The organism is Burkholderia sp. AU31624 (assembly GCF_020420065.1).
GTDB lineage: Bacteria > Pseudomonadota > Gammaproteobacteria > Burkholderiales > Burkholderiaceae > Burkholderia.
Window position 1 is genome coordinate 603231 of sequence record NZ_JAIZRT010000004.1, and the last position, 14251, is coordinate 617481.

Consider the following 14251-nt stretch of genomic DNA (forward strand, 5'->3'; position numbering starts at 1 on the left):
GCCGCGGCGCTTCGCGCCTGCGGCGGCTAGAGTCTCATCCGTTCTTCAGGCTTCGCCGTCCGACGCCTCGTCGGCTTCGCCCTCTCCCTCTTCGGCCTCCGCGATCTGCTGCAGGCCAGAGAGCTTGGTACCCTCATCGAGACTGATGAGTGTAACACCTTGCGTGGCGCGCCCCATCTCGCGAATCTCCGAGACACGGGTGCGAATCAACACGCCGGCCGTCGTGATCAGCATGATCTGATCTTCGGCATCGACGAGCGTTGCAGCCACGACCTTGCCGTTACGCTCGGACGTCTGGATCGCGATCATACCCTTCGTGCCGCGGCCGTGACGCGTGTACTCGGTGATCGGCGTGCGCTTGCCGTAGCCGTTCTCGGTCGCGGTGAGCACCGTCTGCTCCTCGCTGCCGGCAACCAGCAGCGCGATGACCTGCTGGCCATCCTCGAGCTGCATGCCGCGCACGCCGCGCGCCTCGCGCCCCATCGGACGCACGTCGTTCTCGTCGAAGCGCACGGCCTTGCCGGAGTCGGAGAACAGCATCACGTCGTGCGCGCCGTCGGTGATCGACGCACCGATCAGGAAGTCGCCTTCGTCGAGGCCGACCGCGATGATGCCCTTCTTCATCGGACGGCTGAACGCCTCGAGCGGCGTCTTCTTCACGGTGCCGAGCGACGTTGCCATGAAGATGAACTTGTCGGCCGAGAATTCCTTGACCGGCAGCACGACGTTGATCTTCTCGCCTTCCTGCAGCGGGAACATGTTGACGATCGGGCGGCCGCGCGAGTTGCGCGAGCCCTGCGGCACTTCGTAGACCTTGACCCAGTACACGCGGCCGCGGTTCGAGAAGCACAGGATGTAATCGTGCGTGTTCGCGATGAACAGCGTCTCGATCCAGTCGTCTTCCTTCATCTGCGTCGCCTGCTTGCCGCGACCGCCGCGCTTCTGCGCACGGTACTCGGACAGCGGCTGCGACTTCACGTAGCCCGCATGCGACATCGTGACAACCATGTCCTGCGGCGTGATCAGATCTTCGGTGTTCAGCTCGGTCGCGTTCAGCTCGATCTTCGAGCGGCGCGCGTCGCCGAACTCGGCCTTCACCGAGGTCAGCTCCTCGCCGATCATCGTCGTGATCCGCTCGGGGCGCGCGAGGATGTCCAGCAGGTCGGCAATCTGGGCCATCACTTCGCGGTACTCGCCGATGATCTTGTCCTGCTCGAGGCCGGTCAGGCGCTGCAGACGCATCTGCAGGATTTCCTGGGCCTGCGTGTCGGACAGGCGGTACAGCCCGTCGGCCTGCATGCCGAACGCCGGGTTCAGGCCTTCCGGGCGGTACGCGGAGCGGCCGCCGGCCGCCGCGTTCTCGCTCTCGGCACGCGTGAGCATCTCGCGCACGAGCGACGAATCCCACGGCTTCGCCATCAACTCCGCCTTCGCGATCGGCGGCGTCGGCGCGGCCTTGATGATCGCGATGAACTCGTCGATATTCGCGAGCGCGACCGCGAGACCTTCGAGCACGTGGCCGCGTTCGCGGGCCTTGCGCAGTTCGTAGATCGTGCGGCGCGTCAGCACTTCGCGTCGATGCGACAGGAAGCACTGCAGGATTTCCTTCAGGTTCAGCAGCTTCGGCTGGCCGTCGACGAGCGCGACCATGTTCATGCCGAACGTATCCTGGAGCTGCGTCGCCTTGTACAGGTTGTTCAGCACCACTTCCGGCACTTCACCGCGCTTGAGCTCGATCACGACGCGCATGCCGCTCTTGTCGGACTCGTCGCGGATGTCGGAGATGCCCTCGAGCTTCTTCTCGTTGACGAGCTCGGCGATCCGCTCGAGCAGCGAGCGCTTGTTCACCTGGTACGGCAGTTCGTCGACGATGATCGCCATCCGCTGGCCGCGGTCGATCTCCTCGAAGTGCGTGGCCGCTCGCATCACGACGCGGCCGCGCCCGGTGCGATAGCCGTCGCGCACGCCGGCGACGCCATAGATGATGCCGGCCGTCGGGAAATCCGGCGCCGGGATGATCTCGATCAGCTCGTCGATCGTCGCTTCCGGGTTGCCCAGCAGGTGCTGGCACGCGTCGACGACCTCGTTCAGGTTGTGCGGGGGGATGTTGGTCGCCATGCCGACCGCAATACCCGACGAGCCATTGATCAGCAGGTTCGGGATGCGCGACGGCAGGACCGACGGCTGCATTTCGTTGCCGTCGTAGTTCGGCTCGAAATCGACCGTTTCCTTGTCGATGTCGGCGAGCAGCTCGTGACCGATCTTCGCCATGCGAATTTCGGTGTAACGCATCGCCGCGGCATTGTCGCCGTCGATCGAGCCGAAGTTGCCCTGCCCGTCGATCAGCATGTAGCGCAGCGAAAAGTCCTGCGCCATCCGCACGATCGTGTCGTAGACCGCGGTATCGCCGTGAGGGTGGTACTTACCGATCACGTCACCGACGATACGCGCCGACTTCTTGTACGCGCGGTTCCAATCGTTGTTCAGTTCGTGCATCGCGAACAACACGCGCCGGTGCACGGGTTTCAGGCCATCGCGGACATCCGGGAGGGCACGTCCGACGATCACGCTCATCGCGTAATCGAGATACGAACGGCGCATTTCCTCTTCTAGGGAGGTGGGCAGGGTCTCTTTGGCGAATTGATCCATGTATCCGTATCGTTTCGGAGCGAAGACGGCGAACGCCTTTCGCGTGGGCGCTGCATGCGCAACGCAACGCGAGATTCTAACATGCGCCCATCAGCCGCCAATTCGCCCCCTCTATATATGAATAGCAAAAATCGCGGCGTCGGCGAATCGGCCGCAATTGCACATCGCAATCCTCCCCGACTCGGCATCACAGACGATTGCCACGTCACGCGTTCTTCGCGCACGAGTAAACAACTGCATTCATCGGCGCAATTTCGCCGCCACACTCTTGACAATTTCTAAAAGTTACGGCAGGCCAGTGTTGCGCATGCACCACAAAGTTGAAGCGATCTTGGGGTGGGGAGGATTTTTTTTCGTAGGAAGGGAACGATATGGCAAAATGCCAACGCACTGAAAGTTAGACGCTGCTCGAAGTCTACACAGAGGCGGCGCCGCGTTTTTTGTGCCGCACCAATGTTATACTTCGAGCAATGTATGACTTGTCACCGTCAACAGGCTCGCAGTAAACCTGCGGTAATCTCAATTTCGAGAGGAGAAATATGAATAAACTTTCAAAGCTCGCGTTCATTGCAGCTACCGCAGTTATGGCTGCATCCGCTTCGGCACAGTCGGTGCCGGCGTCGCGCCAAGCCGTCAATGACAACTGGGTCAACGGCACGGGCGAATGGGTGTGGATGAACGGTACGAACGAGCTCTGCTGGCGCGATGCGTTCTGGACGCCGGCCACCGCCAACGCGAAGTGCGATGGCGCACTGGTCGCCCAGGCACCGGCACCGGCTCCGGTCGCTCCGGTCGCTCCGGCCATCACGAGCCAGAAGATCACGTATCAAGCTGACGCACTGTTCGACTTCGACAAGGCAACGCTCAAGCCGCTGGGCAAGCAAAAGCTGGACGAACTGTCGTCGAAGATCCAGGGCATGAACACGGAAGTGGTCGTCGCAACGGGCTACACGGACCGCATCGGTTCGGACAAGTACAACGACCGTCTGTCGCTGCGCCGTGCGCAAGCCGTGAAGTCGTACCTGGTCAGCAAGGGTGTGCCGGCCAACAAGATCTACACGGAAGGCAAGGGCAAGCGCAACCCGGTTACGACTGGCTGCAACCAGAAGAACCGCAAGCAACTCATCGCCTGCCTCGCACCGGATCGCCGCGTGGAAGTCGAAGTGGTTGGTACGCAAGAAGTCCAGAAGACGACCGTTCCGGCAAACTAAGCCGCGGTTTTCGACTGCTTCAAAGCCCCGCTCCGGCGGGGCTTTTTCTTTGTCGCCCGTCCAAGGCGCTCGCCGCTTCGCCGCTCGTCCGCTTCTTATATACTCGGGGCTGACGAATCGCAGCACCGCCCTCCTTCCGTAGCCCGTTTGCCGACATGACCAACGCCGATCCGCACGAACTCCAGAAATTCAGCGACCTCGCCCATCGGTGGTGGGATCCGAATGCCGAATTCAAGCCGCTGCACGACCTGAACCCGGTCCGGCTCGGCTGGATCGATGCGCATGCGCACCTCGCCGGCAAGCGCGCACTCGACATTGGCTGCGGCGGCGGCATCCTGTCCGAATCGATGGCCGGACTCGGCGCGCAGGTGAAAGGCATCGACCTGTCGACCGAAGCACTCGGCGTCGCCGACCTGCACAGTCTCGAAAGCGGCATCTCGGTCGATTACGAGGCCATCGCGGCCGAAGCAATTGCCGCGCGCGAACCGGGCACCTACGATGTCGTCACGTGCATGGAAATGCTCGAGCACGTGCCGTCGCCCGGCGATATCGTCGCCGCCTGCGCGACGCTCGTGAAGCCGGGTGGCTGGGTGTTCTTCTCGACGCTGAACCGCAACCTGAAGGCATACCTGTTCGCCGTGATCGGCGCGGAGTACATCGCACAAATGCTGCCGAAGGGCACGCACGACTACGCGCGCTTCATCCGTCCGTCGGAACTGGCCAGCTTCGTGCGGGCAACGGACCTGCACATCGTGGAGATCAAGGGCATCACGTATCACCCGATCGGCAAGCGCTTCGCGCTGTCGAACGACGCCGACATCAACTACCTCGTCGCGTGCCGTCGCGGCGCGTGACCTTCCAACCGGCATGACGACTCCCCTCTCGACCGCGCGGGCGGCACTCGACGAACCGCGCCTGCTGCACTGCGATGCCGTGCTGTTCGACCTGGACGGCACGCTCGCCGACACGGCTCCCGATCTCGCGGCCGCCGTCAACAAGATGCAACGCGTGCGCGACCTGCCCGAGACACCGCTCGACGTGTTGCGGCCGCTAGCCTCGGCCGGCGCGCGCGGCCTGCTCGGCGGCGCGTTCGGCATCGATCCGCACACGCCCGGTTATGAAGCGATGCGCGACGAGTTCCTGGCCAACTACGCGACGGATCTATGCGTGCATACGACGCTGTTCCCCGGCATCGACGACGTGCTCGACGAACTCGACGCGCGCGGCGTGCGCTGGGGCATCGTCACGAACAAGGCCATGCGGCTCACGGCGCCGCTCGTCGACCTGCTCGGCCTCGCGCGGCGCGCCGCCTGCGTCGTCGGGGGCGACACAACGCCGCACCCGAAGCCGCACCCGGCCCCGCTACTGCATGCGGCCGACCAGTTGACGCTCGCGCCTGCGCGCATCGTCTACGTCGGCGACGACCTGCGCGACATTCAAGCCGGCAGCGCCGCCGGCATGGCGACGGTCGCGGCGGCGTACGGCTATTGCGGGGAGGGCGCCGCGCCGGCCGACTGGCAAGCGCAGCATCTCGTCGACACGACGCTGCAACTGCGCGAACTGCTGCGCGATGTTGGGCTATAATGATCGATCTTATCCGCGGGGGCGACCTGGTTTCGACAGGGGTTGTGAAGCGGCTAGGGCATGTCGAGGACCCGTCACCTCGTTAATCAATGGGAAAATCGTAACTGCAAACGACGATACGTTCGCACTGGCAGCCTAAGGGCCGCCGTCCTCTGCCTAGTTCACTGACGGGCTAGTGTCGCAAGACCGGTAGCAATACCGCCAGAGGTCATTTACGTCAGTTAAGCCCTGTCGGCGTCGCGACGCCAGGGTCGAAAACCTAGCGAATCGCCGTAGTGCAGCGTGTTCGTCCGCGTCGCTGCGGTTAAATCAAATGACTGAACTAAACATGTAGAACTAGTCGTGGAGCGCTTCTGGACGCGGGTTCGATTCCCGCCGCCTCCACCAAATTCTCTTCCGTGATGTTCCGAGGAAGTACAGAAACCCGCGATAGCTCAAGGCTTCGCGGGTTTTTTCATTCCGAATTGGTCCGGATTCGCCCGTAGACAGCCGGGGGCAAGTGGGGGCAAGATTGGGGGCATGCGGGGTTCGCCCGCCAGCTGTTGCCCCCATCGAGGTGCCCCATGCCCCTGACCGATACCGCGATCAAGAACGCCAAGCCGGCCGACAAGCCAATCCGTCTGTTCGACGGCGGCGGCCTGTACCTGGAAATTGCCCCCGGCGGGGGCAAGTGGTGGCGACTCAAATACCGCTTCGGGGGCAAGGAAAAGCGCATCTCCCTGGGCGTCTACCCTGATGTGCCCCTGAAAGAGGCGCGCGAGCGGCGCGACAAGGCGCGTGCGCTGCTGGACGGCGGCGCCGATCCCGGCGAGGCCAAGAAGGCCGAGAAGCGAGCCGCACGGTTGAGCACTGAAAACTCGTTCGAGGCGGTCGCCCGGGAATGGCATGCGAAGTACGCGCCGAGCTGGTCCGCCAGCCACGGCGCCCGCCTGCTCCGCCGGCTTGAGGTCGACGCATTCCCTTGGATCGGCGGCAAAGCGATTGCCGAGCTCGCGCCGCCCGACGTGCTCGACGTACTGCGCCGGGTCGAGAAGCGCGGCGCGCTCGAAACGGCCCATCGCGCCCATGCGAACATCGGCCAGGTGTGCCGCTATGCGGTCGCGACCGGCCGCGCCGCCCGCGATGTGACTGCCGACCTTCGTGGCGCGCTGCCGCCGGTGCAGCAGGAGCACATGGCCGCGATCACGGACCCGAAACAGGTCGCCGAGTTGCTGCGGGCGATCGACGGCTATCAAGGCACCCTCCCCGTTTCGTGCGCACTGCGTCTTGCCCCGCTGCTGTTCCAGCGGCCCGGCGAGCTGCGCGCCGCCGAGTGGGCCGAATTCGACCTCGACGCGGGCACATGGGAGATTCCCAGCGACCGGATGAAGCGCACGAAGCAAGGCAAGGCGGCCGGCGGCGCGCATATCGTTCCGCTGCCGGGCCAAGCCGTCGCCATCCTGCGCGAACTGCAGCCGCTCACCGGCAACGGACGTTTGCTGTTCCCCAGCGTGCGCACGAAGGATCGCCCGATGTCCGACAACACAGTGAACGCGGCACTGCGGCGTCTCGGCTACGACGGCGACACCATGACCGGGCACGGCTTCCGCGCGATGGCACGCACGATCCTCGACGAAGTGATCGGCGTGCCAGCGCCGATCATCGAGGCCCAGCTTGCGCATACCGTCAAGGATCCGCTCGGGCGCGCATACAACCGCACTGCGCACCTGCAGCAGCGCCGCGAGATGATGCAGAAGTGGGCGGACTACCTCGACCGGCTCAAGGCCGGCGCGCAGATCATCCCGATCGGAGCAGCGGCCGGCTGACGGGCGCCTGCGGAGGCCACATGGAAATCGTCACGGCGTATCTGGCTGGCATCGTCACTGCAGGCGTCCTCTGGTTCCTCGTGCGCTGGTTCGAAGTCGCACGCGATCCCGAACTGGAAGCCGTTTATCGGCAACGCGCCGAGGAAGAACGGGTACGGCAGCCGCACCGTCAGGGCGTTTTTTGGGCGGAAGAATCGTCATTGCGACACCACGTCGCCGCAGATCTGGATCGACGCTGCACGAGCATCGGCCGGCCGCGCACTGCGCTTCGCGCGCGCGCGTGCGCGTAGTGGCGGTCATCGCATCGACGCAGAGCCATTGAACACCGCACGGGGAGACAACACATGAGAGCATCGAACGGGTTCACGCGCCTCGGCGCAGTCCTGAAGGTCGTCGGATACGTCCTCTTCGCCTTCGCCGCATCTGCTTGGATTTTCGGGCCCGCGGGCGTGGCCGGCGCGCTCTTTTTCGGCGTGCCCGCCGCCGGAGTCTGGGCACTCGGCTGGGTCATTGGCGGATTCGGAGAAGCGTGAGCGGTTAGCTATCGTCGAACGGCTGGCCGACCTTTCCCCCGATCGCTTCGATTGCATTCAACACTGTGAACATTGCGTCCCGAGCCCGCTGCCTCTGTTCGTCCATCCACTCGGCCGTGAGGAGCTGGTTGAACTCGACCTTGACGCGACCTCTCACGGGGCGCGAGAACTTCACCAATCGCATGTCCGCGTCCCCCTCATGCAACATGATCCGCCCATGTGCGAATGCATCTCGAATCGCAACGATCCCGCGATCAATCACCATACCTAGGTCTCGGCGTACAGAGATCGTATTGAAGTCGTCGATCAATTGCCCAAGGGAACGCCAATCCGTCATTGGCGTCTCGTCTACCTCTTCGCCGATACCACGGTTCCAGTCGCCTTGATGCGGCGCGGCATGTGCACGGGCATCTTGCGAAAGAAAGAGCCGTAGCGTGGCCTCCAGGCTGCTGAGATTGCCATGCAATTTCCCAAGCAGGTTGCTGTGCTCGTCCAGTTTCAATTCACTCTCCAAGCGTGCTCATTTTCTCGCGCGAACAGCCAGCGGCAGTGGGCTCGACGCGGCCCCGTTCCTGGTCGCGGGCTCCTTCAACGGCAGGGGTGACTGCGCGCGGGGTGCGGCTGATTGCGCAGGCTCCCGCGCTGATTCCACCCATGCCTCGTACCCTTCGAGGTCCATCAGAATGCGGCCGTCTGGCGCCTTGATCCAGAGCTGGCCCGCCAGCCAGACACCGTCGCGCCGCTTCGACTTCACGGCCTCTTCGGTATAGCCGGTCAACTCGCAGAATTTCAGGACGGTGACGTATCGCGGAAACACTCTCATCGCGGTCTCCTGTCGGCGGGTATGCGATCACAAACTGCCGACCGACAGGGTACCCGTTCCCGGCGGCGCGCAGCGAAGCTCAACCGCCACGCGATCACGATCGAAACCGCGGAATCGCCATGCAGAGGTCGCGGAACCGCCGGAGCGACTCGGTATAGCCCGTCAGCTCACCGATGCCATGCAGGCTTGCCAGCGGCCAGATACGGCGGCCGGCGATGCTTGGCGACTCGCACTCGGGGATCCAGTAGCCCACACGAAAGCCGCGCCGCCGCGGCCGCTCTCTGACCTTGCCGAGCACGATCGCGCCGAGCATCACCGGCCGCACCGCATCGGCGGGCACCCCGAACTTGAGGGAAATCGCCTCCGCGGAATAGACGCGGCCGGGCACCAGATCGCGCAGCACGTTCTCGAGGGTGAATGGCGGCGGGTTCTTGCGGGCCCTCAATCCCCCTCCCCTTCGCCGTCGACGGAATCGAGCTCACCGAGCGCGATCTTCGTCAGGCGCATGTGCCGCTCTTGCTCGTCGTGAATCAGCCGCAGGCGGCGCTCGTACTCGACAGCGACCTCCGGGTGGAAATCGCGGAGGTAGCGCAGCTTCCCGCCGTTCTCATCCAGATACGCCGTGCAGTGCAGGCAATCGAGCGATGCCATGCCGTACCCGTATTGCCGCGGGATCTCGATGCCTTCGGCCTGCAGGTAGGCGATCACGTCACCCTTCGTCCAATGCTGGATCGGCAACACGTAGGCGCGCCCATCACCGTCGCAAGCCCCGGACGCGAACGGCGCACGCTTCGCCTCGTCATCGCGCTGACCGCGGATCACCAGGTCGAAGCCGCCCGCAGCGACGGCGGCAGCCATCGGCTGCCAGAAATTCGCGAGACAGCAATCGTAACGATTGACGAGCCCGAACCCGTCATCGGTCGGCTCAACCATTCGGCCGAACCAGGTCGCGCGCGCTGGGACACAATCTGCCGGCCACGTATTGGCCGACGCTGCACGCCACTGCGCGTCGCCGCCGACTTCAATGACGTCATGCACCTTCCTGCGAACGTCCTCGAATAGCTCGCGCGCCTCGGGATACGCATCGCTACGGCTCGACCATATGACCGTCAACCGATCCCAGTACGGACGCAGCAGATACAGGCAGGCGAGCGAGTCCTTGCCGCCGGAAAACTGCAGACACGGCCGCCGGCACGCTGCCATCGCTCGGTCGATCTCCTTGCGCGCAGCATCGACCAGGAACTCCATGCGGGGAACGGTGCCCACCGAGCCTGCCGCGAGCAGCTTCCGTCGCATCTCATCGATGTCCGCGTCCCAATACGGCGACTTCTCTCCGTATCGAAACAGCGAGAGCGCGGCGGCCGAGCTGAGAATCGGTATTGACGAGTCTCCGTCAGGTACGGGTGGGGATGCCTCTGCGTTGCCCGCAATCAACGCTGGATCCGGCTTGCTCATGATCGTCTTCATCGTCATCGCGTCCACCCCTGCTTCCAGGCGCCCGCCCCCAAGTCAAGATGCCGCGCGCCGCCGGCACGCACATCGCGAAACTGCAGGCTGGCCGCATCGAACCAGAGGCGCACGATGCCCTCCCACGCGAAATGCCGCTGCTTCGCGCAGATCAGCACGGTGTCGGCCTGCTGCTCGGCCTCCGCGCGCTTCTCGTCAGAGATCGTCTCCTTGCGCAGCAGCACCTCCTTGGCCTTGTTCCGATGCACGATCAGCACGTTGTCGACCAGGTCTGTGATCTCGCCGGCGCCCTTCATATCGAACTTGTCCGGGATGTCGGTTTCGCGCTCGCCCTTGCGGATGTGGTGCACGAGGTGGATATGCACGCCCGTGTCCCGCGCCAGAGAGCACAGCGCGTCGACGAAGGCCTTCTGGCCGGCGTAATCGTCCGGGGCGATACCGCACTTCAGCAGGCTGTCGATCACGACGTGGTGCACGCCAAGCTCCTTGCGGCAATACCGCGCGACTGCGAGCATGCGCGTGCGCTCGACCGTGCCGACATGCGCATACAGCCACAGCCGATCGTTCGTCCACCGACCGAAGCCTCGGATGAACTCGGGTGCCGGCCTCGCAGTTGCAGCAGCCTGGCGCGTCAGGCGCTCCATGGTCGCGATCGGTCGCATTTCCATCGACGCGATGCATGCGCGGTCGCCGGCCGACATGGCGTGCAGCATCACCTCACCGAGGACGGCAGACTTGCCGTGACCGTTGATGCCGCCCCAGAGTGTTACCTCGCCCTCGCGGAAGCGGAGGGAGTCACCGACGCCGGCCCATGGTGATGCAGTGCCGGACGCGACCTCTTTCGGGCTGTGCAGGTGCGTGACCAAGTCCTCCATGAACTCGCTCGCGCGGCGCACGTCCGCTCGGCCGTCATCCTCGTCTCTGGCGTAGACCGCCCAGTCGATCGAATCGGGAATCGTTCGGGCCATCAGGTCACCTCCTTGGCGTTTCTGTTTCGTTCAGCGGCGAGCTGCACGACGAGCTCGCACGCGTGGTCATAGGGATTCGGGAGCGTGTCGCCCAAGGCATCGAACAGGCGGCGCGCCAGCGTGTGCGATGCCGGCCAGCACATCGGCGCAATCGGCATCGGAAACCAGTCGAAAAGTGCGAAGTCCTCGCCGGGCACTGCGCGCCGCTCGCCGCAGTGCACGCGCGGACCTTCGCGGAACGCGATCACCAGCGTGTCGGGTACTGCGGCCGCGATGTCGGCGAGCGTCCGCAGCAGATCGCCCCACGGCACGTCCGCGGATGCGAATACCTCGACGTCGAGCGCGGCAACTGGGCGCCAGTCATAGGGCTGGCCGGCGCTGGCCGAGAGCGTCACGTTGTCGAAGCGGAGCGACCCAGCGAGCGCCACCAGCACCGGCAGTTCCGGCACGCGGCCGGCTCGACGCATGGACACGAGCACGGCACCGTTGGAGGGATAGGGAAGGCTCATAGCGATCACGCGAACGGGTTGTCGGAGGAGCGCCCATTCGTGCGCGGCGATGAGTCAGCCACCCAGTCCGCCTTGAAGCCGCCCCAGCCGTTCTCGCAGGCCAGCTTGACCGCGGCAGCCATCGACAGCCCGGCCTTGGCCGCTTCCGCAGCAACCCGATCGAGCGAGGTCTGCGTCGGTGCAAGCCTCTTGCCCTTCCGGGTCTTCAGCCAGTCAGCGGCGATCGTCTGGTCGACACCCAGAGACACGAGATGCGCATGCGCATCGAAGCGCGGAGCGCGCTGTGTTTGTTTCTTTGAAGACGAAGATGAAGATGAAGATGAAGAGCCGTCACCCAAGGGGGGCTTTGGTGAAGCTTTGGTGCTATCACCCAAGGGGGGCTTTGGTGCGCCCTTCGGCGAGCTGTCGTCGTCGCTCTGGAAGCGCGACGACTCGCCACGAACCGCGCGCACGTACTCGTCCTTGACCATCCTGGACGAGTACCAGATCGGCCCTTCCTGCTCGGCAACCAGCGTCACCGGATCGCCGTCACGGCGGCCGGACCGCGGGACATAGATACACGCGGCGCACGACTGCCCGTTGTCGGCGCCCTTCAACACGCCCTTGCTGACGATGGCCCTGAGCGTCGGGAGCGGCGCGCCGATCGCCTGCGCGATCTCCTTGAGCGGCCAGCGCAGGACGCCGTATTCCTCCGAGTCGTGCAGCAGGCACATCACGTCGATCCACACGCCCTTCTCAGCATGGGTGCAGCGTCGCAAGTTGCTGTTCGCCTGCCAGTCGCCCGGGTAGAACTGGAACGATGGACGTGTCATACCGTGAGCCCCATCGCATCCTCCATGCGTCGGATCTGCGCCGCGCTGCGGTGCCTGATTTCCTGACGCATGAGGTGGCTGCAGCGAGCCCGCAGCACACGCGTGCCGGCGGCGCACATCAGCCGCCCGAGCGCGTCGATACGCAGCTCGCGCGCGTGGTCATCGACAGATCGCCCGAGCGCGGCCGCAGAGAGGATGGCGGCGCGCGTCGACCAGCTTCGCAACTGGATCGCGCCGACGCGGCGCGCGCGGGTCGCAAGGATTGCCGTCATGGCGCACCTCACGCGTTTTCGGGAACACGGTAACCGGCCGGGTCAGCCAGCCATGCGTCGATGTCCGCGCGCCGCCAGACGATGCTGCGGGCGCCGATGCGGATCGCCTTGGGGAAGGTGCCGGCCTTCATACGATCGTAGATCGTGCTGCGCGCCAGGCTCGTTTCGGCTTCGACTTGCTTGCGACGCATCAGCGTCTGCGGGTTGGGCTGCTGATCGGACATTCTCGGCTCCTGTCGGGAGTGCCGGACAAACCCGGCACTTGGGAGCCATGATGTCGACCGCCTGAACGACGGTCACGGTATGAAATTGCGAATTAAATACCGTGCGGAGTAGGCCGCGGAACGCTATTCACCGTCCGTCGCGGCGGACGCTGCCCGGGATTCTGCGCTCCTCACAAGCGCGAGCCAGGCCTGATAGCCCTTCTTTACGGCGTCTGTGCTTTTCGGAGAGAATTTCGGCGCATAGCTTTCGGCCCAAGCGACCTTTTCAATGGTGCGCGCATCGGCCACGAACTGGATTGCCTTCTCGACCGTGAAAGCTTCGAGAGGCCGCAGCAACTCAGGGACGCGCTTCGCGATGCGGAGGAGTTCGTGAACGTGTTGACCGCGTGCAAGGGATTCTTCGCGCGCTTCGCTGGATGCAGGCCGGCCGCGCCGCCCTTGAACAGCGGCCCTGAGCACGACGCCACTGTCGCCCCGAAAGCTCTCGACGAGAAAGTCGAGCAGCCGCTCATCAAACGCAGTGTATGGAACGAGGGGGGTGCCCCCAGGCTCCCCATTCGCTCGATTCTGTCGCACCGTCGCACAAAACTCCTCGACAAGACGACGTGCGGCTTCTATATCGCCATCACGCGCCGCATCGATCCAGAGCGAGAGCTGATCACGCCCACTGTCCGCGCCCATTGCGCCCTCACGCAAAGCCCCTTGAGAGAAGCCGCGCCGTCCGGGTAAGGGAGCCCGGTTTTCGCCCCGTCGAGCTAGGCGCGGTGGAACGATTATGCCGCGTTCGTGCGCGCCGGCCGCACCGCATGCTCGTCGGCCCAGTCCGACAGCTCCCCGATATCCTCCACGAGCAAGCCCGACACGGCCACGCCCATCGCGAGCAGCGCCTCCACGGTCGTCGGTTTCAGGGGTGGCTCTACGTCGCAGCCCTCCCCGGCGCTCCGGTATGACGACTCCTGAACCATGTTCGCGCGTGCGATCGCGAAAATCTGCTCGAGCCCACGAACCACCGCATAGGTGCGCTCAAGACGGCTCAGCAACGGGCCGGCCCTGACGACAGAATCGTCTGCGGCAGCAGCGGACACGCGTTCGCTGAAGATCGGGAATCGCGAGTCGAGGAAGTTCTCGCCGCTCATCGCGCCACCTCCGCGCGAGCGAGTTCGGCCAGGCGGCGCAGCGCGTCGCCGGTGGCGTCGAGTGCATCCTGATGGGTCAGCGCGAGCGCGGCGGTGCCAAGGGCGGCGCGAATGATTTCGAGAGGGGATTGCAGTTGCTCAGGACGAGCGAGGGCTTGGCGCATGGTGCGGCCTCCTTGTACGGTTGAGGCCCACTGTCCCGTCGCCAAACGGGGTGAGCGGGCACTGAGCAGGGTTGGCGAACCGGCGTACAAGGTA

General features: G+C 64.6%; 19 protein-coding genes and 1 other RNA gene. 7 read left to right on the forward strand and 13 right to left on the reverse strand.

Features of this window, described 5'->3' with window-relative positions:
• Positions 1 to 45: 45 nt before the first annotated feature.
• On the reverse strand, positions 46 to 2649 hold the full coding sequence (gene gyrA, locus LGM89_RS17885) for a DNA gyrase subunit A (RefSeq protein ID WP_089424798.1): 2604 nt from the start codon (positions 2647 to 2649) through the stop codon (positions 46 to 48).
• Between the two features lie 539 nt (positions 2650 to 3188).
• On the opposite strand from gyrA, the gene ompA reads away from it, so the two are divergent.
• The 7 genes from ompA to LGM89_RS17920 all read left to right on the forward strand — a co-directional run bounded on the left by ompA (position 3189) and on the right by LGM89_RS17920 (position 7782).
• A complete protein-coding gene (gene ompA / locus LGM89_RS17890) occupies positions 3189 to 3860 on the forward strand; it encodes an outer membrane protein OmpA (RefSeq protein ID WP_039343284.1) in 672 nt (223 codons plus the stop codon).
• A 155-nt stretch (positions 3861 to 4015) separates the two neighbouring features.
• The gene (ubiG, locus tag LGM89_RS17895; RefSeq protein WP_089424797.1) at positions 4016 to 4714 is read left to right on the forward strand and encodes a bifunctional 2-polyprenyl-6-hydroxyphenol methylase/3-demethylubiquinol 3-O-methyltransferase UbiG; all 699 of its coding nucleotides are present in this window, start codon (positions 4016 to 4018) and stop codon (positions 4712 to 4714) included.
• 13 nt (positions 4715 to 4727) lie between these two features.
• Entirely contained in the window at positions 4728 to 5444 is a 717-nt protein-coding gene (gene gph, locus LGM89_RS17900; RefSeq protein ID WP_089494329.1) for a phosphoglycolate phosphatase, read from the forward strand.
• A 17-nt stretch (positions 5445 to 5461) separates the two neighbouring features.
• Positions 5462 to 5831, forward strand: a transfer-messenger RNA (tmRNA) gene (gene ssrA / locus LGM89_RS17905).
• Between the two features lie 176 nt (positions 5832 to 6007).
• Positions 6008 to 7249 (forward strand): tyrosine-type recombinase/integrase, encoded by a 1242-nt coding sequence (locus tag LGM89_RS17910; RefSeq protein WP_226273540.1) that lies wholly within the window; start codon positions 6008 to 6010, stop codon positions 7247 to 7249.
• A 20-nt stretch (positions 7250 to 7269) separates the two neighbouring features.
• Positions 7270 to 7539 carry a hypothetical protein gene (locus tag LGM89_RS17915; protein WP_226273541.1) on the forward strand — a complete coding sequence of 90 codons (270 nt, stop codon included), beginning with the start codon at positions 7270 to 7272 and terminating at the stop codon, positions 7537 to 7539.
• Positions 7540 to 7593: 54 nt separating this feature from the next.
• On the forward strand, positions 7594 to 7782 hold the full coding sequence (locus LGM89_RS17920; RefSeq protein WP_226273542.1) for a hypothetical protein: 189 nt from the start codon (positions 7594 to 7596) through the stop codon (positions 7780 to 7782).
• A 4-nt stretch (positions 7783 to 7786) separates the two neighbouring features.
• Here the strand turns inward: LGM89_RS17920 and LGM89_RS17925 are convergent, their stop codons facing one another.
• The 12 genes from LGM89_RS17925 to LGM89_RS17980 form a co-directional block, all read right to left on the reverse strand.
• Positions 7787 to 8284: a hypothetical protein gene (locus LGM89_RS17925; protein ID WP_226273543.1), complete on the reverse strand. Its 498-nt coding sequence runs from the start codon at positions 8282 to 8284 to the stop codon at positions 7787 to 7789.
• An 18-nt stretch (positions 8285 to 8302) separates the two neighbouring features.
• Positions 8303 to 8605, reverse strand: a complete 303-nt coding sequence (locus LGM89_RS17930; protein WP_226273544.1) for an excisionase — start codon at positions 8603 to 8605, stop codon at positions 8303 to 8305.
• 94 nt (positions 8606 to 8699) lie between these two features.
• Positions 8700 to 9050 carry a hypothetical protein gene (locus tag LGM89_RS17935; protein ID WP_226273545.1) on the reverse strand — a complete coding sequence of 117 codons (351 nt, stop codon included), beginning with the start codon at positions 9048 to 9050 and terminating at the stop codon, positions 8700 to 8702.
• Positions 9047 to 10072: a phosphoadenosine phosphosulfate reductase family protein gene (locus LGM89_RS17940; protein ID WP_226273546.1), complete on the reverse strand. Its 1026-nt coding sequence runs from the start codon at positions 10070 to 10072 to the stop codon at positions 9047 to 9049. Before LGM89_RS17940 ends, LGM89_RS17935 begins: the two co-directional genes overlap by 4 nt.
• A gap of 2 nt (positions 10073 to 10074) precedes the next feature.
• Positions 10075 to 11040 carry an AAA family ATPase gene (locus LGM89_RS17945; protein WP_226273547.1) on the reverse strand — a complete coding sequence of 322 codons (966 nt, stop codon included), beginning with the start codon at positions 11038 to 11040 and terminating at the stop codon, positions 10075 to 10077.
• The gene (locus LGM89_RS17950; protein WP_226273548.1) at positions 11040 to 11549 is read right to left on the reverse strand and encodes a histidine ammonia-lyase; all 510 of its coding nucleotides are present in this window, start codon (positions 11547 to 11549) and stop codon (positions 11040 to 11042) included. The genes LGM89_RS17945 and LGM89_RS17950 overlap by 1 nt, the downstream gene beginning before the upstream one ends.
• A gap of 5 nt (positions 11550 to 11554) precedes the next feature.
• Positions 11555 to 12361, reverse strand: a complete 807-nt coding sequence (locus LGM89_RS17955; RefSeq protein WP_226273549.1) for a hypothetical protein — start codon at positions 12359 to 12361, stop codon at positions 11555 to 11557.
• Positions 12358 to 12633, reverse strand: coding sequence for a hypothetical protein (locus LGM89_RS17960; protein WP_226273550.1), 276 nt, complete (start codon positions 12631 to 12633; stop codon positions 12358 to 12360). The genes LGM89_RS17955 and LGM89_RS17960 overlap by 4 nt, the downstream gene beginning before the upstream one ends.
• A gap of 8 nt (positions 12634 to 12641) precedes the next feature.
• Positions 12642 to 12857 carry a helix-turn-helix transcriptional regulator gene (locus tag LGM89_RS17965; RefSeq protein ID WP_226273551.1) on the reverse strand — a complete coding sequence of 72 codons (216 nt, stop codon included), beginning with the start codon at positions 12855 to 12857 and terminating at the stop codon, positions 12642 to 12644.
• Between the two features lie 123 nt (positions 12858 to 12980).
• A complete protein-coding gene (locus LGM89_RS17970; RefSeq protein WP_226273552.1) occupies positions 12981 to 13538 on the reverse strand; it encodes a hypothetical protein in 558 nt (185 codons plus the stop codon).
• Positions 13539 to 13630: 92 nt separating this feature from the next.
• Entirely contained in the window at positions 13631 to 13993 is a 363-nt protein-coding gene (locus LGM89_RS17975; protein ID WP_226273553.1) for a hypothetical protein, read from the reverse strand.
• Positions 13990 to 14157, reverse strand: coding sequence for a hypothetical protein (locus LGM89_RS17980; protein WP_226273554.1), 168 nt, complete (start codon positions 14155 to 14157; stop codon positions 13990 to 13992). The genes LGM89_RS17975 and LGM89_RS17980 overlap by 4 nt, the downstream gene beginning before the upstream one ends.
• Between the last annotated feature and the right edge of the window lie 94 nt (positions 14158 to 14251).